This is a genomic window from Lacrimispora xylanisolvens (genome assembly GCF_002934545.1).
Classification (GTDB): Bacteria; Bacillota; Clostridia; order Lachnospirales; family Lachnospiraceae; genus Lacrimispora; species Lacrimispora xylanisolvens.
Genome location: NZ_PTJA01000002.1, coordinates 420,170 through 444,591, shown reverse-complemented (window position 1 = coordinate 444,591; position 24,422 = coordinate 420,170). Strand labels below are relative to the sequence as shown.

At 43.1% G+C, this 24,422-nt stretch carries 22 protein-coding genes; 5 read left to right on the top strand and 17 right to left on the bottom strand.

The window, feature by feature from the left end; all coding sequences use genetic code 11:
* Positions 1 to 70: 70 nt before the first annotated feature.
* The 4 genes from BXY41_RS05390 (at position 71) to BXY41_RS05375 (ending at position 4,786) form a co-directional block, all read left to right on the top strand.
* The gene (locus tag BXY41_RS05390; RefSeq protein ID WP_104435492.1) at positions 71 to 2,878 is read left to right on the top strand and encodes a cation-translocating P-type ATPase; all 2,808 of its coding nucleotides are present in this window, start codon (positions 71 to 73) and stop codon (positions 2,876 to 2,878) included.
* 21 nt (positions 2,879 to 2,899) lie between these two features.
* Positions 2,900 to 3,550 (top strand): potassium channel family protein, encoded by a 651-nt coding sequence (locus BXY41_RS05385; RefSeq protein ID WP_104435490.1) that lies wholly within the window; start codon positions 2,900 to 2,902, stop codon positions 3,548 to 3,550.
* Between the two features lie 49 nt (positions 3,551 to 3,599).
* Entirely contained in the window at positions 3,600 to 4,259 is a 660-nt protein-coding gene (locus BXY41_RS05380; RefSeq protein ID WP_104435488.1) for a potassium channel family protein, read from the top strand.
* 146 nt (positions 4,260 to 4,405) lie between these two features.
* Positions 4,406 to 4,786, top strand: coding sequence for a cupin domain-containing protein (locus BXY41_RS05375; protein WP_104435486.1), 381 nt, complete (start codon positions 4,406 to 4,408; stop codon positions 4,784 to 4,786).
* Between the two features lie 73 nt (positions 4,787 to 4,859).
* On the opposite strand, the gene BXY41_RS05370 is transcribed toward BXY41_RS05375, so the two are convergent.
* Positions 4,860 to 6,854: an oxidoreductase gene (locus BXY41_RS05370; RefSeq protein ID WP_104435484.1), complete on the bottom strand. Its 1,995-nt coding sequence runs from the start codon at positions 6,852 to 6,854 to the stop codon at positions 4,860 to 4,862.
* Between the two features lie 244 nt (positions 6,855 to 7,098).
* On the opposite strand from BXY41_RS05370, the gene BXY41_RS05365 reads away from it, so the two are divergent.
* Complete coding sequence (locus BXY41_RS05365; protein ID WP_104435481.1) at positions 7,099 to 8,655, top strand: PucR family transcriptional regulator; 1,557 nt, start codon at positions 7,099 to 7,101, stop codon at positions 8,653 to 8,655.
* Between the two features lie 4 nt (positions 8,656 to 8,659).
* Here the strand turns inward: BXY41_RS05365 and BXY41_RS05360 are convergent, their stop codons facing one another.
* The 16 genes from BXY41_RS05360 to BXY41_RS05285 all read right to left on the bottom strand — a co-directional run bounded on the left by BXY41_RS05360 (position 8,660) and on the right by BXY41_RS05285 (position 24,419).
* Positions 8,660 to 8,935: a putative Se/S carrier protein gene (locus BXY41_RS05360; RefSeq protein WP_104435479.1), complete on the bottom strand. Its 276-nt coding sequence runs from the start codon at positions 8,933 to 8,935 to the stop codon at positions 8,660 to 8,662.
* A 17-nt stretch (positions 8,936 to 8,952) separates the two neighbouring features.
* On the bottom strand, positions 8,953 to 9,567 hold the full coding sequence (gene yedF, locus BXY41_RS05355; RefSeq protein ID WP_104435477.1) for a sulfurtransferase-like selenium metabolism protein YedF: 615 nt from the start codon (positions 9,565 to 9,567) through the stop codon (positions 8,953 to 8,955).
* Positions 9,568 to 9,600: 33 nt separating this feature from the next.
* Positions 9,601 to 10,710: an aminotransferase class V-fold PLP-dependent enzyme gene (locus tag BXY41_RS05350; protein WP_104435474.1), complete on the bottom strand. Its 1,110-nt coding sequence runs from the start codon at positions 10,708 to 10,710 to the stop codon at positions 9,601 to 9,603.
* 42 nt (positions 10,711 to 10,752) lie between these two features.
* Positions 10,753 to 11,655 carry a selenium metabolism-associated LysR family transcriptional regulator gene (locus tag BXY41_RS05345; RefSeq protein ID WP_104435472.1) on the bottom strand — a complete coding sequence of 301 codons (903 nt, stop codon included), beginning with the start codon at positions 11,653 to 11,655 and terminating at the stop codon, positions 10,753 to 10,755.
* Positions 11,656 to 11,703: 48 nt separating this feature from the next.
* Positions 11,704 to 12,735, bottom strand: coding sequence for a selenide, water dikinase SelD (gene selD / locus BXY41_RS05340; RefSeq protein WP_104435470.1), 1,032 nt, complete (start codon positions 12,733 to 12,735; stop codon positions 11,704 to 11,706).
* A 260-nt stretch (positions 12,736 to 12,995) separates the two neighbouring features.
* Entirely contained in the window at positions 12,996 to 13,751 is a 756-nt protein-coding gene (locus tag BXY41_RS05335) for an acyl-CoA dehydratase activase (RefSeq protein WP_104435468.1), read from the bottom strand.
* A gap of 3 nt (positions 13,752 to 13,754) precedes the next feature.
* Positions 13,755 to 14,909: a double-cubane-cluster-containing anaerobic reductase gene (locus tag BXY41_RS05330; RefSeq protein WP_242980047.1), complete on the bottom strand. Its 1,155-nt coding sequence runs from the start codon at positions 14,907 to 14,909 to the stop codon at positions 13,755 to 13,757.
* Between the two features lie 50 nt (positions 14,910 to 14,959).
* The gene (locus tag BXY41_RS05325; protein ID WP_104435463.1) at positions 14,960 to 15,697 is read right to left on the bottom strand and encodes an amino acid ABC transporter ATP-binding protein; all 738 of its coding nucleotides are present in this window, start codon (positions 15,695 to 15,697) and stop codon (positions 14,960 to 14,962) included.
* A 21-nt stretch (positions 15,698 to 15,718) separates the two neighbouring features.
* Positions 15,719 to 16,567 carry a transporter substrate-binding domain-containing protein gene (locus BXY41_RS05320; RefSeq protein WP_104435461.1) on the bottom strand — a complete coding sequence of 283 codons (849 nt, stop codon included), beginning with the start codon at positions 16,565 to 16,567 and terminating at the stop codon, positions 15,719 to 15,721.
* Positions 16,568 to 16,596: 29 nt separating this feature from the next.
* A complete protein-coding gene (locus tag BXY41_RS05315) occupies positions 16,597 to 17,268 on the bottom strand; it encodes an amino acid ABC transporter permease (RefSeq protein ID WP_432765499.1) in 672 nt (223 codons plus the stop codon).
* 188 nt (positions 17,269 to 17,456) lie between these two features.
* Positions 17,457 to 18,452 (bottom strand): [citrate (pro-3S)-lyase] ligase, encoded by a 996-nt coding sequence (gene citC / locus BXY41_RS05310; protein WP_104435456.1) that lies wholly within the window; start codon positions 18,450 to 18,452, stop codon positions 17,457 to 17,459.
* An 11-nt stretch (positions 18,453 to 18,463) separates the two neighbouring features.
* Entirely contained in the window at positions 18,464 to 19,354 is an 891-nt protein-coding gene (citG, locus tag BXY41_RS05305) for a triphosphoribosyl-dephospho-CoA synthase CitG (protein ID WP_104435454.1), read from the bottom strand.
* Entirely contained in the window at positions 19,355 to 20,917 is a 1,563-nt protein-coding gene (gene citF, locus BXY41_RS05300; protein ID WP_104435452.1) for a citrate lyase subunit alpha, read from the bottom strand.
* Position 20,918: 1 nt separating this feature from the next.
* A complete protein-coding gene (locus BXY41_RS05295; RefSeq protein ID WP_185140338.1) occupies positions 20,919 to 21,821 on the bottom strand; it encodes an aldolase/citrate lyase family protein in 903 nt (300 codons plus the stop codon).
* Positions 21,818 to 22,117: a citrate lyase acyl carrier protein gene (citD, locus tag BXY41_RS05290; RefSeq protein WP_104435450.1), complete on the bottom strand. Its 300-nt coding sequence runs from the start codon at positions 22,115 to 22,117 to the stop codon at positions 21,818 to 21,820. Before citD ends, BXY41_RS05295 begins: the two co-directional genes overlap by 4 nt.
* A gap of 13 nt (positions 22,118 to 22,130) precedes the next feature.
* Positions 22,131 to 24,419, bottom strand: a complete 2,289-nt coding sequence (locus tag BXY41_RS05285; RefSeq protein ID WP_104435447.1) for a hydratase — start codon at positions 24,417 to 24,419, stop codon at positions 22,131 to 22,133.
* Positions 24,420 to 24,422: the final 3 nt, after the last annotated feature.

Below are 24,422 nucleotides of genomic sequence, written 5' to 3'. Positions count from 1 at the left end.
ATTTTCTCAGAAACGATTCAGTTAAAAAGTCTTCGAAATCATTTTTTAAGAGAAAGAAGGATATAACACAATGGTTACAGAAAAAGAAGGTATTGAAGAGAATATTGCAAAGCTGCCTGCGGATCAGGTCTATGCTGCACTTGGAAGCAATGTCCGTGGACTGAATCAGGCACAGGTGGCAGAACGGCAAAAAAAACTTGGCAAAAATCTAATTGAAGAAAAAAAGAAAAAATCTGTAATACTTATCTTTCTGGGAAACTTTATACATCTTATGGCGATTCTGCTCTGGATTGGCGGTGCTGTGGCATTTCTTGCGGGGATGCCCCAATTGGGAGTGGCTGTCTGGCTGGTAAACGTCATTAATGGTGTTTTCAGCTTCTGGCAGGAACACCGGGCCGGTAAAGCCACAGATGCATTAAGAAACATGCTGCCCTCCTACGCGCGGGTCATCCGTGACGGGGAAGAACAGAAAATACTGGCAGAAGATCTGATAATCGGCGATATTATCTTGTTGGAGGAGGGGGACAAGATCTCCGCTGATGCCCGATTAATAGAAAGCAGTGATCTGCAGGTGGATCAGTCCACTTTAACCGGAGAATCCAATCCGGTGCGGAAAGTAAAAGATGCCGTATTAAAAGATGATCTGACTAAAGCGGAAACCCCCAATCTGATATTTGCAGGCACCAACGTAGCCGAGGGCAACGGAAAAGCCGTTGTAATGGAAATTGGCATGCGTACGGAGTTTGGAAAAATTGCGGGATTGACACAGAATATGAAAGAAGTCCAAAGTCCCCTGCAAAAGGAACTGAACCGTTTAACGAAACAAATTTCCGTGATTGCCATCTCATTTGGGGTATTTTTCTTTGTGGCAGCTTTGTTGCTGGTAAAGGAACCCATGGCCTCCTCCTTCATCTTTGCTCTTGGTATGATAGTCGCTTTTATTCCGGAAGGTCTTCTTCCAACTGTTACGTTATCTCTTGCCATGGCAGTCCAAAGAATGTCAAAGCGGAATGCTCTGGTAAAAAAGCTTTCTTCTGTGGAAGCACTTGGAAGTACTACAGTAATCTGTACGGATAAAACAGGAACCCTAACCCAGAATGAAATGACAGTCAATCATTTGTGGCTTGCTGACCGGGAATATGAAGTAACGGGTGTTGGTTACAGCCCAAAAGGTGAGATCATGACAGGCGGAAAAACAGTAAAAGCCAGTGAAGATGAGGACATGGATCTTTTGCTGACTGGTGCTGCACTGTGCAGCAATGCAAGATTGCTTCCCCCAGGAGAAGAATCCGCCCGTTATACAGTGCTTGGAGATCCTACCGAGGCATGTCTTGGCGTTGTTGCAGAAAAAGCTGGGATTAACGTGGCAAAACAGGCGGAACTGACACCAAGATTAAGAGAACTGCCATTTGAATCCCGCCGGAAACGAATGACAACCGTGCATCGGCTTCAAAGGTCCATAGAAGGCACCAGACTGATTGCCTACGTAAAAGGTGCTCCAAAAGAGATCATGAAACTAAGTAATACCATTCGCAGAAATGGGGCTGTCACACCCATGGAAGAAGAGATGCGAAGGGAAATCATGGATGCTAATGACAATTACGCCAGGCAGGGATTGCGTGTTCTGGCTGTGGCATACCGCCTTCTGAAAAAAGAAGATAAGATTCCAACAGCCATGAGCGCCTATACACCAGATCTGATCGAACAGGATCTGACTTTTGTGGGGCTGGTAGTCATGGCAGATCCGCCCAGACCGGAAGTAGCTGCAGCCGTTGAAGAATGCAGACATGCTGGTATCCGCATTATTATGATAACCGGTGACTACGGATTGACAGCAGAAAGCATTGCAAAACGTATTGGGATTGTAAAAGGCACAAATCCAAGGGTTGTATCAGGGCTGGAACTGGAAGAGATGTCTGATGAGCAGTTAAAGGAATATTTAAAGGACGAAATAATCTTTGCCCGTGTGGCACCGGAGCAAAAGCTGAGGGTTGTAACCAATTTACAGGAGCTGGGTGAGATTGTTGCAGTGACCGGAGATGGTGTAAATGATTCTCCTGCCCTGAAAAAAGCCGATATCGGAGTGGCCATGGGAATCGCCGGAACCGATGTGGCAAAAGAGGCAGCGGATATGATCTTAACAGATGATAACTTTGCTTCCATCGTCCATGCCATTGAAGAAGGCCGGGCTGTTTACAGTAATATCCGAAAGTTCTTACTGTATATTTTAAACTCCAATATGCCAGAAGCCGTACCATCGGCATTGTTCCTGTTTTCCCGGGGTGCAATCCCCCTTCCCCTGACTGTCATGCAGATTCTCACCATTGACCTGGGGACGGATATGATGCCCGCACTGGGATTAGGGACTGAGAAACCGGAAAAAGGAATTATGGATCAGCCGCCCCGTAATCCAAAAGAGACTCTGTTAAACAGACCACTGATCATAAAAGCATTCTTATGGTATGGAATGCTGGGTTCTCTGGCCTCTGCCATTTCCTATTTCTTTGTCAATATACAGAACGGCTGGCCGGATATGCCTTTGGCCAGCGGAAATAATCCGGTTTATTTCAGGGCTACTACCATGGCGCTGGCAGCCATTGTATTCAGCCAGATTGGAGCTGTGTTTAACTGCCGTACTGAAAAACAGTCTGCGTTTCAGGTCGGATTATTTAAAAATAAACAGGTTAACTTAGGAATCCTGATCGAGATTATATTAATCTTTGCCTTAGTTTATCTGCCGCCATTGCAATCCGTATTCCATACGGCTCCTCTCCTGCTTTCTGACTGGCTGCTGTTATGCATCTGGCCACCGCTGGTATTGCTGCTTGAAGAGGGAAGGAAATTTTGGCTGCGTAATAAAGAGCGGGCAGGAAATTAAAATCATAGAGAGGTGATCGTTATGAAAGTGATTGTAGTTGGCTTAGGAAAAATGGGAATCGGCTTATCCAATAATTTAATTAAAAAAGGACATGAGGTAACAGTCATTGATTCAAATCCGGAAGTTTTAGACAGCCTGGGAAGCGATTTTGCAGGAATTAAGGTTCTGGGATTTGGGTTTGACCGGGACGTTTTAAGCAAAGCCAGAATAGACAAAGTAGATGCTGTGGTATCCTGCACGGAAAGCGATGAGATCAATGCCGTAATCGCCAGGATCGCCCGAACGATTTACCGTGTCCCTCATGTGGTTGCCAGATTATATGACACGAAAAAGGCAGAAATCTATCACAGGCTTGGCATTCAGACTATATCCACTACTTCCTGGGGCATTGAACGGGCAACCCAGTTTTTAACCTATCATCATCTGGACAGTGTCTATGACATTGGAAATGGTACCGTGAATCTGGTCCGTATTGAAGTTCCCTCTCTCCTGGTCGGTCATCAGGTAAATGAGATCACAGTGCTGGGTGAAATACAGGTTGTCTCCATCAGCCGGGATAACAAAACTTTTTTACCCACTCTTGGTACAATTCTGGAAGCAGAGGATATCCTGTACATTTCAGTTATTATAGCTGCAACGGATAAGTTAAAATCCATGCTGGATCTGTTATAGATAACAAGGCGAACTGTGAGAAAATGGAAAGAAAGGATGCCACAAAGCTATGAAAGTGATTATTGTAGGAGGGGGCCAGGTCGGAACCTATCTTGCTTCCCTGTTATTATCCAACGGACATGAAATAAAGGTAATTGAACATCGGAATAAGAATTTTAATAAACTATTAAAAGAACTGCCTTCGGAAGTATTAATTAACGGCTTCGGATCAGACCCTGCCGTGCTGGAACAGGCAGGTATCGAATCTGCCGATGTTATTGCAGCAGTAACCGATGCCGATGAAATCAATCTGGTGGTATCCACTCTGGCTAAAATGGAATTTGGTGTTCCAAAGGTGGTTGCCAGGGTGAACAATCCCAAAAATGCCTGGCTTTATAACAGCAGTATGGGCGTAGATGTGGGTGTCAATCAGGCCGATTTAATGGCTCACTTTGTAGTGGAAGAAATGGATTTAGAGGATATGTTCACCATATTAAAATTGAAACGGGGTGATTATTCCATTATCCAGATGAAAGTTGCAGAGTCTGCCAGAGCGGCTAACCAGTTACTGAAAAACCTGTCTATCCCCCAAAAAACAGTACTGATCGCCATTACCAGAGACGATGCCTTAGTCATTCCAAAAGGGGATTCCCAAATTCTGGTGGGGGATGATATTCTGGCCTTAACCGATGAGGGTAGCCGGAAAGAATTGAAAGAGATTTTTGGATAAACATATGTTTTAAAGGAACTGCAGCCCTATGATAAAACTTACGGGTTGCAGTTCTTTTTTACTATTTCTGATTGCAAATCACAAAAACCAGACCTATACTGAAGAAAAGAAATCTCTTTAAAGGAAGAGTACAAAGGAGTGTTAATATGAATCTGGAAATCTATGATACTGCTGACTCAATCTACGTAGAAAAAGAGAACCACACAAAGGTCAATTATTTTATTTTTGATGAATATGAAATTCATCTCAATACCCTTCCCCCTCATTCCATTCAGGAATGGCACAAACACCATCATATTGAAGAAGTTATATTCATAATCTCCGGTAAATTGAAAATTTTGTGGAAAGAAGCGGAGCAGACAGAATGTCGGATTGTTTCAGAAAATTCAATCGTCAGAGTAAAAAATTCCATTCATACACTGGAAAATGAATCTGATGAAGATGTACGGTTCCTGGTCTACAGAATGGTGCCTGACGGTGTTGATAAACGTAACATCATAAAGAATGATAAGGAGCTCATCCGATAGCAAAAAAAATGAGTTTCCACCCGCAGTACTCCATATTGGCTGGTCTGTGCGACGGAAACTCATTTTACCCTATTTAAATATTGGATGCCACCTCAAATGCATCCCAGATCGCGTACATAATATTGGAAACCTTTCTTGCATCTCCCAGTATGTAAAGATCTCTGACTTCATATTTTAATTCATCATAAAGTCTGTTTTCGGAATCGTAACCAACTGCAAGCACAACAGAATCCGCGTTTAGTTCCTCTTTTCCTGCACCAGTCTCAATCAGAACCCCCTGCTCAGTCGTATGAATTGCTTTGGAACCTGTATAAACGGATATTCCTTTACTTTCAATCAAAGATAAAAGCATGCTGATATTGGCAAAACACAGCGGACCGTTTAGTTTTAATAAACCGTCCTGGGCTTCCACAATGGAAACTTCTTTCCCGTTATTCTTAAGCCACAAAGCCAGTTCACAGCCAACCAGACCTCCGCCCAAAACCACCACACGGCTGCCCGGATCTCTGGTTCCTAGAAGGACTTCTTCGGCTGTAAATACCTTACTGTCATCTCCAAGACCAAATACCCTGGGTCTTGACCCGGTTGCAACAATGACCGTATCGGGATTGGCTTTGCGAACCATTTCAGGAGTTACCTCTGTATTATAATAAACCGGCACTGACAGATCTTTTAATGTGTTCTCATACCACTTTGCCAGCGCATGATCATCTTCTTTAAAATCCGGTGTTCCTCCTGGAATTAAATTTCCTCCCAGGCGGTCTGTCTTTTCATAGATCATTGGCTGATGGCCTCTTAAACTCAACACCCTGGCAGCTTCGCATCCAGCCACTCCTCCGCCGATAATCAATACCTTTTTCTTTTTCAGAACAGGCTTTAATTCTGTAATCCGTTCTCTGGCACAGGAAGGGTTGACAGCGCAGTTCAGCCATCCATAATGAACCATTCGGCCGAGGCATCCCTCATGGCAGGAAAGACATGGACGAATCAGTTCCGTCTGACCAAAACGCAGTTTATTAACATAATCAGGATCTGCAAGTAGGGGGCGTCCAAGTCCGATTAAATCGCAGCTTCCATCTTCAATTGCAGAAAGAGCCAGATCCGGGTTATCCATACGGCCGGCACAGATAACAGGACCATTTACTGCCTCTTTTATTGCTCTCGCATAAGGAATGTAAAGTCCTTTCTTTTGATACATTGGCGGATGATTCCAGAACCATGCATCATAACAGCCCACATCCACGTCAAGGGAATCATACCCATACTGCTCCAACAGCTGGGCTGCATCAATGCCTTCCGGCAGGTCACGGCCTTTTTCTTCAAATACCTCACCGGGAAGAGCGCCGACACGCCAGTCTTTAATAAATGATTTGAGACTGTAACGAAGCGTTACTGTGAAATCATCTCCGCAGGTTTTCTTTATTTCCTCCACGATTTCTCTTGCAAAGCGAAGGCGGTTTTCTAAGCTCCCTCCGTATTCATCCGTTCTGTTATTAAAAAATGAGATCGCAAACTGGTCAAGCAGGTACCCCTCATGAACCGCATGAATCTGAATCCCGTCAAATCCCGCATTTTTAGCAATTGCTGCTCCTTCCCCAAACCGTTTTACAATCCGATGGATTTCCTCTTTTGTCAAAGCTCTGCAAGGGATATCCACCCAGCGGTTCATAATCTCTGACGCAGATACCGGCTTTAAATCCGGATCAACAGGAGGTGCAACACGGCCGAAACCAGCACTTAACTGGAGAAATACTTTGGCATCATAAGCATGAATCCGTTCTGTCATTTCTCTTGCAGTCCTGGTAAAATGCACCGGATTAATGGTGGGACAGGGAGTACTTGGCATGGAGTGATGTTCTGCTTCGTTATCAACAAAACATACTCCTGTGATTATAAGCCCGGTTCCGCCCTTGGCCCGCTCCACATAATAATCAATTCCTCTCTGATTAAATCCCCCTACAGAGTCACCTAGCCCCTGGGGACCCATGGGTGCCATAACAAAGCGGTTTTTCAATGTAACATTGCCGATTTTGACCGGTTCAAAAAGCTTTTCATATTTGTTCTGCATATTTGTCCTCTCCTTTTATTTTTGCTATGAAAAAATAGTATCAAATACAAAAGGAAAAGGGTATGTCTGAATCTATAAACTTTTACCAGTTTCTTATGGGTTTTACCAAGATGATTTTTGTTAAATCAAACAATTTTATCTGCATTTTTTGATTATTTTAACAGCTCATTCTGGAAACCACATAAAAACAGTGATATAATATTTCCTATAATGATTCATAAATTCATATGAAAAGAGGACGCTTATGGCAAAGCATGTGAAAAATCTGGCGGAGTTTTTAAAGAATTACAGCTGTCATTGTCATATCAGTAATGATTTCACCATAAGATCATGCCGTTGTCTGGATGGCTTACCTGAGGCATTCTGCTCAGATATAGTCTACATCGCACACGTTTCCGACCTGCCTGACTCTTTCCCGCTTTCAGAAGCTGTCAATCTTTTACTCATTGGGGATAAGGAACTCCCCCGCTCCTATGGCATGGAAAATAAAATCAACTGGATTGTCTGTGATCCCAGACTGGTTTCATTGCCAAAATTAATTAACCTGACAGAGGAATTCTTTTTTGAGGAACTGACTCTGTACCAGTACAAGGAAGAGATGATCCGGGCATTAGACGATCCGGATGCCATGAAGAAAATGCTGGAAGTAACCTATAAGTATGTTGGAAATCCGTTGAGAGTGATCGATTCCGCCCACAATCCGGTGGTCTCCTGCTGGGGTGAGGAACAGTTGGATGAACCTCAGTGGATGGAATATAAGGAGAATCAGACCTTCTCCCAAAAATACAACGATATCTGCAACGCTGATTACGCTTTTCAACGTCATATGATCAATTCCCCAACGCCATATATTATGAATTACCCGGATATTTATAAACACCGCCAGCGTATTCTTCGCATCAGACAGAGTCATATGAATATTGCTTTTGTCAGCGAACTGGAATACAATCGGCCATTTACGGAATTTACCAGTGAACTATTACAGATCTTCGCTCATTTTGCGGGAATCCGGTTATGTAATGATGCGCATTTTTACTGCTCCTACGATTCCCCGTTATCGGAGATATTTCTTTATGTTTTAAAAACCCAGCAGCCCAATCCGGAAAAGATCAGGCAGCTAATGAAGAAATCCGGACTCCACTTTAAAAAGTACATATACTTAATTTATATTACAGACAATGACCTTTTTGACTCCAGGGAGAAAATGGTTTATATCTGTACACTGCTGAATAAATTTTTTATCGGAGGGCTGACTCAGATGCTGGAAGGCAAGATAGTGATCCTCCTGGATTCTGATCAATGCACCAAGTCTCCTCTTGATGATGACCGGCTGCAGAACTTTCTGCAGATTCTAAGTGCGAATCATTTGTTTGCAGGAGTAAGCCGCGCCTTTTTGGACCTCTCACAGGCAGGTCATGCCTTAGAACAGGCAAAAAAAGCCTTTGATTTTTCAAGACAAAAGAAAGGCCTGGAACAATTGTTTTATTATGAAGATTATATTTTAGAAGATCTGGCAGAAACCTATCTGCTTCAAAACCCGCCTGTTCACATAGTGGAACCAGGCATTCATGATCTGATTGAATATGACAGGCTTCATAGTACAGCCTTAATGGAATCACTGACCTGCTACCTGGAGCATCAGCTGGATCTGCACACTGCTTCGGATTGTCTGCATATCCATTTTAATACACTAAAATACCGCATTCAAAAGATTAAAGATATCACCGGCCTTGATTTAAACAAGATTGACATTATCATAAGAGTCAGGCTCTCCCTGATTATCCTCCAAGCCATAGAATGACCTGTCAGGTTGATGGGGAAGCCTGAAAACGCTCTATGGGCAGATTACTATATGTTTCTGCTGTCTTTTTTAAAACTCCTCTTGGTATAATACTGCTTTGTTTCAGAATTTCAAGAGCTTTCGGGCAGTCTCCTTCCGGCAGACGAAGGCATAGCCCACAGCCGGCAGTAATCGCCTCCGGCATGGGCATAACCTTTACTGATATTTTTTCACCCAGCAATAGTGTCTCAGCCATAATTGAATGATGTGTGTTGTGAAATGTGAACAAAATATCTTCCATGAGGCATTCCTTTCAGCTTATATGTTAATGACAGAGCCTGCATAAGCCATACGCTCTGTAATTGTCATCATGTTTACAATCTTACCAACACCAATGGAGTCTTTCACAGAATAATAATCCGCACAAGTTCCGCAGATTTCAATCTGGGTACCTGCCTGCTCCAGTTCACGCAGGTCATCTAATGTATTGCATCCCTCCACCGTGAGGAGGACACCTGAATTAAAAAATAAGACAGCCTTTGGCGGATTCTTTAACTGGGTGAGGGAAAACAAGAACCCTTTAATAAGTATTTTTCCCAGTTCTTCACTTCCCTGCCCCATAGAATCTTTGCTGATGACAACGACCAGTCCGCTCTCTTCCCTTTTTACTGGAGTCTGCTCTGTGACAGACTGAACCTGCGCCTGTTCCTGTACCGGAACCGTTATGGTAACCCGATATCTGCCAGGCTCGATCTTTTCTTCCATGACAGCATAGCCGTTTCCTTCTGCCATATTTCTTAAATTCTCGCATGCAGGCTGATTATCTACCAGCACCTGTAATTCTCCGCCCTCTGAAGCAAGTTCTGCCGCTGCTTTCTTAGCCAGGACTACCGGAACCGGACAGGCCTTTCCCATAGCATCAATTATTTTCATACCAGTCATCTCCTTGTATTCAAATTTTATATATTAACTACATATATCCCGAAGAGCCTTTACGGCAGATTCCACTTCTTCCATGGTATTCATATGTGAAAAGGAAAAACGAACCGCACCTTTGTCCCTTGTTCCCAGGGCTTCATGCATAAGCGGAGCACAATGGGCTCCCGCACGGACACAGATCCCATACTTTTCATTAAGCTCAAATGCCAATTCACTGCTTCCCATTTTAGCTGCATTTAGAGCCACTACCGGAGTACGTGCGGTGCACTTCAAATCACCATAAACCTGAATAGAGGGTATTTTTCTTAACTCTTCCAGAAAATAATCTGTCAATTCCATTGCCTGATTTAAAAACAATTCTCTATTCCCGCTTACATACCGGACGCCAGCCAGAAGTCCTGCAATCCCGTGGCTGTTTTGAGTGCCGGCCTCCAGCCGCTCTGGCATCTCCTCCGGACCGGTTTTTGAATATGTATTGCTGCCGCTTCCACCTGTCAACATGGGAGATATGGAAAACTCCGGTTTTACACATATGCCGCCTGTTCCCTGAGGACCATATAGGGATTTATGTCCGCTAAAGCAAAGTGCAGTTATGTTCATTGCTTTCATATCAATGGGCAAAAGCCCGGCAGACTGGGAGGCGTCTACAATAAAATAGATTCCTTTTTGCCTGCAAAGTTCTCCAACTGCGGATATATCATAACTATTTCCAGTCACATTGGAAGCGTGGGTCATTACAACCGCCCCGGTATCCGGCCGAATTGCTTCCTCTACCTGTTTTATATCCAGTCTTCCTTTTGTGTCCACTGGAACAATGGTATAATCTCCTGTCCGGTAAACCGGCCGAAGGACACTATTGTGTTCTGCCGCAGTCGTCACAATATGTTTGCCGACAGAGCCAATTGCCTGATTCAGTGCCATGGTGGCATTTTGGCAGAATGCCACATCAACCTCATTTTCACCGCCGAAAAAACGGGCAATCTCCTGTCTCGCATTTGTTATACATCTGAGTCCCGCAAGGGAAGCATTGTTCACTCCTCTTGATGGGTTACCCTGGGTAAGCATTGCAGCTGTAACAGCATCGATTACACATTGAGGTTTGGGCAATGAAGTAGCAGCGCTATCAAAATACATCATAAAATCCTTTCTGGCACCAGTTAAATACTGGTATCGTCATCGTTATTCCTTATAATAATTAAGAAGGTATGTCTGAAACAATTTCTGAACAGGCTGTAGAATCATTTCTTTTTTTGACAGGAGATAAAAGTTCCGTTTAATTACAAAATCATTTAACTCAATGGTTTTTATTAATCCCATCTGTTTATACATGGCGGAAGATACCCTCGATACAAATGAGATACCGGCTCCGCTGGATACAGCCTGTAAAACGCTGTGAGTATTGTTAAAGCAGCAGACCGTATTTAACTGTTCCAGAGTCAGATTGAGATGAAGAAGGAAATTCTCCAGTTCCTTCTTTGTCCCGGATCCATCTTCCCTCATAATAAACGGCTGGGTCCGAAGGAGCTTGATTAACATTTCCGGTGACAGATTCTGTGGAGTTGAATAACAGGCAGGAACTGCAAGTACCAGCGAATCATGATAAAATGGTACCTGAACAAACTTGTTTCCAGAGAGTCTTGTACCTGTAATACCAAAATCATAAATGCAGTTAGAAAGCATCTTCCCTACCTGCTCACTGTCACTTTGCCGGACCTTGAACAGGATGTCAGGATAGCTCTTCTGAAATACGGCGATCAGAGAAGGCAGTAAATACTGTGCCGGAACACTGGATGCCAATAACGATATTTCCCCTCTGATACTGCTGCCTCCCTGTGCGACAGAATGAATTGCCTCATCACGCAGCGCCAGCATATTCTGAGCATATACGAAAAAATCCAGTCCGCTTTTAGTCGGATAAACTTCCTTTGTGGAACGTATTAACAGCTGCGTGCCTAATTCCTTTTCCAAAGCATTAATATGGGAACTAATCGTAGGCTGAGATAAATAAATTGTATCAGCCGCTTTTGAAAAACTATTCAACTTAGCCACATAAACAAATGCTTCCAGTTGTTTTAAATCCATAGTGACACAACCTTTCAACCAAAAAGATTCATTCCAGTATGTAAGTAATTATCCTGAGATAATCATGTTCTTATCCTGACGTGAAATTACAGAGGCAACCTTAGAGCTTACTATATTTAAATCAGCCAGATCCTTTAATAACCCTTCTGTGTCCCGTGGATCTACACTAAGCAGCAAACCTCCGGAAGTCTGAGGATCAAATAATATTTCCTGCATCGGCTGAGGGACCTGTTCAAACCGCAATTTATCCTGCAAATACTTCCGGTTTTTCTTACCTCCGCCTGTAATTAAATATACCTCCGCCAATCGGTATGCTTCTTTTATATAAGGAATTTCTGAGCATTCTACCTGAATGGTATATTCCTCTGTAACCATTTCGTTTAAATGTCCTAAAAAACCAAATCCAGTCACATCCGTACAAGCGTGCAGCCGATATTTTCTACCTGCATCTGCTGCATATTTATTTAATGTCTGCATGCTGTTAACCGCCTGCTCATAGCTTTCCAGGGAGGCTTCTCCGGCTTTATAGGAAGATGTTACAAGTCCCACTCCCAGGGGCTTGGTAAGTATGATATCATCCCCCATACAACAGGAATTGTTTCTCATAATCTTTTGGGGATTGACGATTCCTGTGACAGAAAGGCCATATTTTGGTTCCTTATCTGTAATGGAATGACCTCCGCTAAGAACTCCTCCTGCTTCTTTTACTTTTTCGGCTCCTCCCCTGAGTATCTCACCTAAGATAGCCGGGTCTTCATCCTCAGGAAAGCAGACAATATTAAGAGCAACTTTCACTTCTCCCCCCATTGCATAAATATCACTTAATGCATTTGCTGCCGCTATTTTTCCAAATAAATAAGGATCCTCTACCATGGGAGGGAAAAAATCGAGGGTTTGAATAATCGCCAGATCATCCCTCAGACGATATACTGCCCCATCATCAGAAGTATCAAATCCCACAATAAGATTCTGGTCGTCAAAAACAGGGATGTTTAATAACGCTTCTTTTAACATGCCCTGAGGCAGTTTGGCAATGCAGCCACCACAAGAGGTAAACTTATTAATCTTACGTATGTCCATAACTTCTCCTTAAACCAGTCAGTATTGTAGATTGTCTACAATCTACATTTAAATAATAATGGAAACTTTGTCATTTTACAAGAAAATATTGGTTATAATGTGGTTTGCTTTTATTAATTTTATCTATAAAGCAGCTATGTTTTAATAATAATGTATCTATTTTTCATAACAGCCATAAAAACTAATTATAAATACAAACAAAGAATGCACAATTACCCGAAAGTAACTGTGCATTTTAACTTTACCTCTTATTATAATACTTATGCTTTTAATGCTGCTCCAATGGCTCCTGCATAGCGGGAGAATTGAGAAACATTTACGGGACATCCGGTCTGCAATTCCAGTTCTTTGCGGATTCCCTCCATTTGTGCCAGACCTCCGGTTAAAAGAATGGGAGACTCCGTCCCGACTCTTCCTGCCAGTGCCATTACTTTTGTCACCACAGACTGGATAATTCCACCGGCAATTTCTTCACGGGTGTTCCCTGCTGCCAGCAGGGATACGATTTCTGAATCGGCAAAAACTGCACACATACTGCTTAGAGAACAGCGTTTCCCTTCGGTTAACTGCTTTTGAAAATCAGACAAATCCAACCCCATGCGATGAGCAGACATTTCAAGAAATCTCCCTGTCCCGGCGGCACATTTATCATTCATCTGAAAGGACATCACCTTACCATTTTCCACCGAAATCACCTTGGAGTCCTGGCCTCCAATATCAATAATTGTGCGAACTCCTTTAAGGAGGTAATCTGCACCTGACCCATGGCAGGTAATCTCTGTTATTTTTTTATGGGCGAAATCAATTCCCACTCTTCCGTATCCAGTTGCTGCCACACGTACCTCGTGCTCCGCTGTTTCTGTCTGTTCCAGAAGCTCCCGAAAGACGGTTCTGGCAGTTTCTTTTGGATTCCAGCCTGTGGGTTTTACACAGACTGCAGCAATGGAATCTTCTTTTAACAGGACTCCCTTACAGGCGGCTGATCCACAGTCAATTCCTACAGTTATCTGTTTCATTGTTTACAACATCTCCACAAATGCACCAGCTCTTGTTGAAAGCTGTCCGATATCTGCTGTTCCATAATCTGTTTCTAATTGCAGGTAAGGGATGTTTCTTTCTTCTAAAAACGTCTTTACTGTATGGGACTCTACCGCATACGTATGACACGCCTGCAGAGTCATTTCCACTACTCCATCCACTTTGAACTGTTCACACAGCCTTCCTAACAGTTCAAACCGGTTGGGATTGGGTGTCATAATGGAACAGCCAATCTGCAGGTAGTGTTCTGCAATGTTGGTGATCAGATCTCCTTCTTCTAAACACTGCCGATCCATCTGCTTGGCTCCGGTACAGTTTTCATAAGCAACGACTACACCGCCAGCTTCTTCAATCACCTTAACTACCTTCTCCGTTACTCCCCCCATGGGGCATCCGGTGATGAGAATCCGGGGGGCATCTACGGATACCGGCCGTTCTCCTGCTTCATAGCCTGATTTTATCTGATTGATTGCATTCTGGATTTCTTCTGTTTTTTCCTTCCAGTCAAATTTAAACTGGGAACCAAATAAAATCTGAAGCTGGCGCAAGCCCGTAATGGGAGGAGGACACAAGGTGCTTAACTCATACAGCTCCTTTAGAAGTCTCCGCTCTTCATTGCGTTTATGAATGGCATCTCTCAGCATATCATCGGTAATTGTCACGCCAAAGTCTTTTTCTACCCGCTCTTTTAAGCGGACAATTTCTGACCTCCAGAGTGCCTTTGATTCCGGAGAAAACTGATTGCGTGGAAGCTGTAAAATATGTAAGTTTTTCTTTTTGGCAAGCAGTTCGTACATCTTTACCTTGCCGTCACAGGTTGTTTCTCCAACCACCAGATCTGCAAAATACATATAAGGACACTTATCCGTAACTGCAAAACCATAGCTTGATTTAATAAGCGGACACAGATTACCTGGCAGATCTTTTTCCGCATCAGGAATTGTCTCGTCACTGGTGGAACAAAGGCTTACAGAAACCAGCCCTGCCGCCATAAATATCTCAAGAGGTGTGTAAGTACAAAACTGTCCCACCACTCCCTTACCTGAATCTTTAATTTTCTTTACTGCAAGAAACCCGTTTTTTCTGGCCTCAGCAAAACTATCAAATATCTGGGGCAGTTCCTTTTTCATCTCGATCATTGTAAGACTCCTTTCAAATATGATTCTCTGATTCCCAGAGAGGTAATTTATTTCAGATTATAATCCAGAAAACGTTTCACTCTCTCATCTTCCGGGTTGTCCAGTATCTCCTTTGGTGTCCCATCCGCAATTATGGTACCCTCTGCCATAAACAAGATTCTGGTGGCTATCCTTCGTGCAAACATAATCTCATGAGTAACAAGAATCATGGTAGCACCGTCTTCCGCTACTTTCTGAATGGTGTTTAACACCTCTCCTACCAGCTCAGGGTCCAGCGCAGAGGTAGGTTCATCCAGTAATAAAACCTCTGGATTGAGAGCCAGCGCTCTGGCTATGCCTACCCGCTGCTGCTGACCCCCGGAAAGCCTGGAGGGAAAAAAATCCTTCCGCTCCAGCATTCCGACCTTATCCAGCAGCCTTAAACCAATCTCCTGTGCTTCCTTTTTACTTTTCCCCTTCACGGTTATCAAGGCTTCCATAATATTTTCAATGGCTGTTTTATTTTTAAATAAATTATAATTCTGAAAAACCATGGCAGAGTGACTTCTCAGCTCCATAATCTCTTTTTTAGAATGTTTCTTTGCATCAATCCCATGACTGCCGATGCGAATGATTCCATCGGTTGGCTTTGTTAAATAATTCAGGCACCGTAGCAATGTTGATTTTCCGGTTCCTGAAGAACCAAGTATTGCTACAATCTCACCTTTTTGAATGGATATATTAATATCTTTTAAAATATCAGTCTCTCCGTCAAACGACTTCCATAAATGACTTATTTCAATCATTTTCAGTACCTTTCCATGTGCTTATTTGTGTATCATTTTGGTCATATCGGAATACATCCATTTTGTAACAATTTTTGAAGTGGTTCCATCCTCCATCATTTTATCAAGGACCTGGTTTACTTCCTCACAAAGTTCCTTTCCTTTGTCATTTTTTTGAAAATAATAGGCAACGTTATTGGCTAACAGTCTGTTATCCAGAATATGAAACTTCATGTTCTGAGTTTTTTCATATTTATGTACCAGGCTGTCTGTGGTGGCCATGGCATCAATCCGCTTTAAATGCAGATCCTGATATCCCGTATCACTTGTTTCATAAACCACTACGTTCCAACCATATGTATCTGCCATTTTTTCCACAGACACCTGAGAGGCCTGCCCCTGTGTCACTCCAATGGTAACGTCTTTTAATGCTTCAAAGGTGTTGATATCCGACTTATCTTCGTTGACAATCACACACTGGGCATCACCATAATAGGGATGAGACGTGGTATACTTGTCCATTCTGGCTTCTGTAGTAGCAAAACAATTTGCTGCCACGTCTACACGTCCGGCATCCAGTTCACCAAATAAAGAGGAAAATTCTGCCTGCTTAACTTCAATATCCCATCCAGTACGTTTTCCGATTTCACTCCACATCTCTGCATCAATTCCGGTCCATTCTTTTCCATCACTGCTCAGCAGACTGTAAGGCTCTCCTGTGCCGCCAGTAGCTATAATAACTTTACGCTTCCCTGCAGCCACTGTGGCTTCTGATTTAACGCTTTCTTCTGCTGTTTTCTTTCCATCTGCTGCTTTGGAAACAGCCTGACTGCTGCAGCCAGAAAGGGTCACTGCCACAGCAGTGAAGAGAATCGGTATCATTTTTTTCATTTTCATTTCCTCCCAATTTAAATTCGTCATTAGTACATTTCCATGCATTTTCTATCCATAATCTTATGAAGATGAGAAAATCCCAACACTAAAAGCCAGTAAATAATCATGACTGCCAGATAGATTTCAAAGTAACGAAAGGACTGCGCGCCCTCACTCTTGGCCTGTCCCATAATATCTCTGACACCAAGCATGAATGCAAGAGACGTAGCTTTTAAAAGATTAATCAAATCATTAAACAGTGCGGGCAGTGAAACACGAAATGCCTGAGGCAGGACGATTCTTCTGATTGTCTGAAGCTCTGACATCCCCATCATGGCGGCAGCTTCCTTTTGCCCTGAATCCACTGAAAGAAGGGCTCCACGAATGCTTTCTGACATAAAGGCACCGGTATTTAGACTTAAAACCAATGCCACTGCCGTCAGCGGCTTCATGTTCAGAACAATTTCACTGACCCGCGCCAGCCCATAGTAAAAAAAATATAACTGAGCCACCAGAGGAGTCCCCCTTAAAATGGACAAATAAAAACGGGTAATGGGATAAAAGATCCTGATCTTGTAATATGCAATCACTGCAATTGTGATTCCAATGATGATGGAAAAAACAGCAGCCGTCAGGGTCAGCAAAAGTGTCACCTGTAATTTTGATGCTATAACTGGAAATACGCTAAAAAAATAAGATAAGTCAAACAAATTTTGCACTCCTTAATCTTTCATTTTATATAGCATAATTATAGCATTACGCCATATGCGAAACAAATTCAAAATATATATTAATCGTTCTCCCATCTATACGTAATACCAATAATAACCCTTTCCAGGGATAATCAAAAACCACCGACAAGATAAGCCGGTGGTCTTTGATTACTACTTTATGATTGCTTACATACTTATGATTTTTGTGTTAAATATTCCCATGTCGTTTCCGGCACCAGTCTTTCTGCTTCCTGAAACCTGCCATTTTTAACAGCTTCTCTGACTCTTGAAGCGCTGATCACTTCATCTCCCTGTATGTTTCGTTCAATCTCTATGACTTCTATTCCATATTCAGGTAGAATCTGTTTCATTGCTGTATTATAAGAACCGGTTACTCTGCATATAGGCTCTGTTCCTACAAAGCGTCTGGATATCTTAAGGGGTGGGGCAATTATTTCAGCAAACATTTCCAGATCAAATTCACAATTGGCTTTATTTGCAAACGCCTTTTCTTTCAGATAGTAGGTGGGAAAAGTGGCGGCAGAAACCATATAATCAGAAGCCTGATGAACCATCACCCGATTTAAATCTTCTGTTCCCTTTAAAACTATCTGATAACGGTCTTTCGCGCTATAAAAGGTCCGCTTATCCGATAATACAAACACATGCAGATAGTCACACTGTTTCAAAGCTTCTTCTATTAAATACCGGTGTCCCAGTGTAAACGGATTACAGTTGGCAACCACAGCGCCAACTATTCTCCCATAATCTTTGGCATCGATTGGTGTTATTTCCTGTATTGCCTGGATAAATTTTTTAAATCCCTGTTTCTCATTCTCCATAAACAATACAGATTTTGTCTGGAACACGGTATAAAATCCTAAACTCTTAAACATTTCCTCATTCTTTGGTTTTGTATATAGGACAAGCCTGCTTCTTCCATGCTCAAACTCATACTGAATCAGCTGGGACACCACACTGCCGGATAATCCTTCTCCCAGATGATGAGGATCTACCGCAATACACTTTAACACATTCTCTTCTACAGAACCTGCTGCAATGATTTTGAAATCATCGTCAAGTATACATGCACTATATTCAATCCCCTCATCATAGTTAAGTTCCTGACTGGCTAAAAATATTTTTAATTCCTCCAGTGCACGGCCCTGCAATGGTCTTCCTTCCAGCATAATTCACCTGCTCACTTTCCTGCCCACCCATCCTCAATCTCAGATAAAAAGATAGAGGCGGCCAGCAAATCGGCGCATCCGCCGCTGCTATAGTTTTTATGAATAAAATAGGTGTCAAGTTTTATTAACTCCTCCATAGCACCTTGGGAATAAGCACCGCCTGCAAGCAAAAATTCCTGAGACAGTTTCTGTACTTCCCTGAGCCCTTCACGCCTGCACCTGGACAGGATATTTCCATCTTCCACCTGACTCATCAGGGTAAACAGCGTCTGGATTTTCACCAGATTCCAATGGCGTCCCTCTTTCTTCCCCTGTCTGATAACGGGTAATGCCAGGTTTATGACTGAAGGATAACCATCTGCCGCCTCTCCCCTGATTCCTCTGGAACCATAAGTACATAAATTCTTTTGGCCATGGGTATCTTTCCTGTTTTTAAACTGTATGGAGTCAAGTTCATTTAATAAAATATTCCGAACCATTTTTTGTTCCTGCATAATCAGACTGCTGATGGACACCTGACCATACTTTTTAAAACAGCTTCCGGCAGCCGCACATAAGATACCCATGGTAAACACAGCCCCTTTATGGGTATTGACCTGCCCGGTGGCTTCATACATCGCATTTTCTGCCTGAATGCCGATCTGACGGATCTTTAAGAAGCAGCCTTCTGGTTTTTCAGACATATGAATTCCTGTTTCAGCAAATTCATGAAAAAAAGGCAGCAAAGCATTTGTGCTTCTTTTAAATGTAAGCAGATTCATATCCCGGTGAGCTCCATTACTGAGGGGATCCACAAGCCCGGGCTTTGGCGCCGTATAAACTTCCTCCAGCAATGCTGATCCTGCCATGTCTCCAATCCGGTGGGCATAAGTACTATATTTCTTCTTGTCTGTATCTATCATCTAATTATCTGCGAATGTATATTCTTTCACCTTGCGCACGACATCTAATATGGTTCCATCCCGGCTTTCGATAATCCCTACCACCTTATCATCAAATCTCACTTTTTCTGGCTCTCCAACCATGGAATAGGCAATGTCCCGAAGTTCTTCAATTGTTTTAAAAGGAAGGTCCACTCCTCTCATGGCGTCAATTAAGTCCTTTCTCTTAGGATTGATGGCAATTCCATAATCAGTCACTACTACATCAATGCTTTCTCCCGGAGTGGTCACAGCAGTTACTTCCGTGCAGACAGCAGGAATTCTTCCCTGTAACAGCGGAACGATGACGATTGCACATTTGGCACCGGCAGCTGTGTCCGGATGGCCTCCCTGGGCTCCGGTGATCTCTCCGTCTGAGCCAACCACCACGTTACAGTTGAAATTAATATCCACTTCAAGTGCAGCCAGAATAACAAAATCCAGTTTATTTACAACAGCACCTTTATTAAACGGATTTGCATACTCTCCGGCAGAAATACGGAAGTGTTTCAGATCTTTTACTGATTCTACTGCATCAAGATCGAAATCCTGGGTATCCAAAAGACAGTCTACCTGATCATTTGCCAACAGATCACACATGGGTTTTGTCAGTCCGCCTACACCAAAACGCATGCGGATATTGCGTTCCTTCATAATTTTAGCAAGTGAGATGGTAGATGCAATGGAGGCCCCTCCCACTCCGGTCTGATAAGAAAATCCGTCTTTAAAATAAGGAGTATTAACAACAAACTGGGTACAGTAATCCGCCATCATCAGCTTTCTCATATCTGTGGTGGGCTTTGCAGCACCTGTGGCAATCTTATCGGGGTTTCCGATGGCATCTACCACGACTACATAATCCACCTTTGTCATGCTGATATGCGCAGGAAAATTGGGGAAAGGAACCAGGCAGTCGGTAATTGCAACAACCTGGTCAGCATAATCTCCGTCTACAAGAGCATAGGAAAGAACACCGCAGTTACTTTTGCCTCCGATTCCACGGCAGTTGCCGTAGTCGTCACAGGTGGGTGCACCGATAAATGCAATATCAATTCTGGTCTCTCCGCTTTCAATGGCGCGAACCCGGCCTCCATGAGAACGCATGATGGCCAGTCCTTTTAACTTTCCGGCGGAAATAGCCTGTCCGATTTTTCCTCTGACGCCAGAGGACTGGATATTGGTTATGGTTCCGTCTTCTATATATGGAACGATTGGATCGTGAGCCTTACCAAGGGAACTGGCGCAAATGGTGATATCTTTAATGCCAAGCCGGTGCACTTCTTCCATTACCATATTGACGATATAGTCACCTTCCCGAAAGTGATGATGGAAGCCAAGAGTCATACCATCTTTTATGTTGCATTTAATCAGTGCATCATGAATGCTGTCTACCAATTTACTCCTGGTATTATCACTAACACATCTGGTTACCGGGCCATCTTTTTTATAAGTATATCCGTCTCTGTAGTGAATTCCCTGAAATACTTCCTTTCCAGTGGCTTTCAAGATCTCATCCGGGATATCTCTTCCAACTGCATTTATCATTTTACAAATCCCCCTTATATACACCAGATGCTTTCGCCATATAAATGGTACGGATCGCACCGTCATAAAATGCGATATCAATCATCTTTCCGTCAACGGTAAATACACCGATTCCCTTTGCCTTCTTATCATCGATTTCCTTGACTACCTTTTCTGCAAAGATAATGTCTTTCACTGTTGGTGTAAATATTTCATGTACAATCCTGATCTGTCTTGGATTTATAATTGATTTTCCGTCAAATCCCATTAAATGAATGGATTCAACCTCTTTTCGAAAGCCTTCCATGTCATCCAAATTCGTATAAACAGTGTCAAAGCACTGGACGCCCGCCGCTCTGGCTGCTATGATCATATGCTGCCTTGCACCCATGAGCTCCACACCGGTTCCGGTAATGCGTGTCTGTAAATCTTTGGTGTAATCTCCTCCGGAAAGGGCAATACCAAAAAGCCGTTCTGAGGATTCACAGATTTCAAGAACCTTCATTACTCCTCTGGCGGATTCAATGGCTGCCATAATAAGGGTTCTTCCTTCCGGAATATGGAATTCCTTTTCTGCTGCTGCAATCGTTTCCTCAACCAGCTTCACATCCTCCGCCCGCTCTGTCTTTGGAATTCGAATGGAATCACACCCACCTGCTATGGCACAACGGATATCTTCTTTCCAGTAAGGGGTATCCAGGGCATTGATGCGGACTACCCGTTCACACTTGTGGTAATCAATTTCTTTTAAAGCATGATAAAGGGAAAAGCGTGCAGCATCCTTTTGGTTTTCAGCCACTGCATCCTCTAAATCCAGCATAATGGAATCCGGCTTATAAATGTAGGGATCTTTGATTAAACCCGGCTTCTGGGCATTTAAAAACATCATGGTTCTTCTCAGTCTTTTCTTTTCCGGATTCATCATCGAATGGCTCCTCCCCATGGAAGATGATCAAATTGCCCGACAGAACGGAACAATGCCCCTTCCAGACGCGCTTTTATTGTACAATCCAGTGCTCCTTTGTCTACGATGGAGATTTTCACCTGACTGACTTCCATATTTTTAAGAGTTTCCATTACAACCTTTTTTATCTGGTTCCCATACTGGTTGATAACCACACTTTCCAGATTAAATTCTATACCATTATTACCAGGTTCTACCGTAACCTGGCAGTCGCTGGATTCCAGTGTTCCGGCCATTGCCGGCTGCACGATTTCCATATTGTTCCTCCTCTTATTTCCGTTTTCTGTTGTAATTGATTAAGCTTCCTGCTTTCACAATCTCACGTTCTTCCTGAGTCATGTCCGTGATATATAAATGAATTTCCTGAGCTGAATCTTCTTTTATCACATAGGCTGTGATATCCGACATATCTCCGCTTTCTAATGCAGTACATACTCCAGGAACAAAAATATAATCGCCAGTTTCAAATTCCGGTTCAGCCTTCATCTGAAATGGCAGCATTCCCCAGTTCATCACATTAGAACGATAGCGTTTTGTTGCATACTCTCTGGTAATATTGGCAAGTCCGCCAATGACTCTCTGACAGCTGGCTGCCTGTTCTCTGGCAGAACCATCTCCCGGCTTAATTGCATAAATCATACTTCCGATTTCTGTATCCGATATTTCAATGGTTTCCATACCAGGTATTTTTTTAATGGAATCATAGATCTTTGTCAGCTTGGGATCTAACTCTGCCGGAGATTTTCCTGCAGTTCTTGCTTTTTCCAGACGGTCAGCACTTTTACTTCGTTCCACATAAGCGGGATCTCTTCTGGATAAGGTGAATTCAGCAAGTCCCAATGGATTGGAGCGGTAGGAAGCGGTTTCACCGGAAGGTATTAACTCATCTGTAGTTGTAACCTCATCCATAATCTTAGAGCAGACTTTTAAGAGGATATTCTCTGTCAAAGCGCTCATTTCCGGCCAGTCTTTAATATTGGGACCGCATACCAGCTCCTTCTCTTTCTGTTCCTGATTAAATCCCTGGTATATTCTCTTTTTATATACAGTGCTGTCAAACTGATAATCCGGTATATTTCCCCAGCAGTCAAAGGCTTCTGCAGAAGTAAGGACACCACCATTTGCTGCAGTGGCCGCAATGGAACGGGCGTCCATCAGTGCAACGGCCGCCATCTGACCGTTTCCAGGCTTGGAGCCTTCCCGGTTGGGGAAGTTTCTGGTGGTGTGACGGATACTTAAGCCATTATGAGCAGGTGTATCACCAGCACCAAAGCACGGTCCGCAGAAAGCAGTCTTTAACACGGCTCCTGCTTCCATCAAATCTGTCACAGCGCCTTTTTTCACCAGATCCATGTAAACAGGCTGTGATGACGGATAAACGGAAAGGGAGAATTCACCATAGCCGCAGTCTCTTCCTTTTAATGCATTGGCAGCTTCTATGACATTGGTATAATTGCCGCCTGCACAGCCGGCAATAATTCCCTGCTGAACGTTAAGTTTTCCATTGATTATTTTATCGGTCAGAGTAAATGGGGCACGTCCCTTACTTACTTTCTCTGCCTCTTTTTCTACCTGACGCAGAATGTCACCCAGATTTTCATTCAGCTCATCAATTTCATATGTATTGCTGGGGTGGAATGGCAGTGCAATCATAGGTTTCACTGTACTTAAATCCACAAATACACAGCCATCATAATAAGCCTTGTCTGCAGGTTTTAATTCCTGGTAATCAGCCTCTCTGCCATGGATGGACAAGTAACTTTTTGTATCCTCATCTGTACTCCATATGGAGCTTAAACAGGTAGTTTCCGTTGTCATTACATCAATTCCGTTGCGGAAGTCCGTGCTCATAGAGGCTATTCCTGGTCCCACGAATTCCATAACTTTATTTTTCACATAACCATTTTTAAATACTGCACCGATAATTGCCAGGGCAATATCCTGCGGACCCACTCCGGGATTTGGCTTCCCAGTCAGGTAGACAGCAATAATATCCGGATAAGCCAGATCATAGGTATCTGAAAGAAGCTGTTTTACCAGCTCACCGCCGCCCTCGCCAACTGCCATGGTTCCCAATGCTCCATAACGGGTATGGGAGTCAGAACCTAAAATCATCTGACCGCCGCCTGCATGCATTTCCCTCATATACTGATGAATGACTGCAATATGAGGAGGAACATAGATGCCTCCATACTTTTGAGCCGCTGACAAACCAAAAACATGATCGTCTTCATTTATCGTACCGCCAACTGCACACAAAGAATTGTGGCAGTTGGTCAGTACATAAGGAATGGGGAATTTATCCATGCCAGATGCTTTGGCGGTCTGGATAACTCCTACAAAAGTGAGATCATGGGAGGTCATGGCATCAAATTTAATTTTTAAATGGGACATATTATCAGAAGTGTTATGGTTCTTTAAAATATGATAGGATATTGTCCCTTTTTTTGCTTCTTCTTTCTCTGAATCTGTCAGGGCTCCTGATTTCAGGTAATCCTCTTCAGAAACAATTTCCTCACCATTTATCAGATATACGCCGCTGTCATAAAGTTTTACCACGTG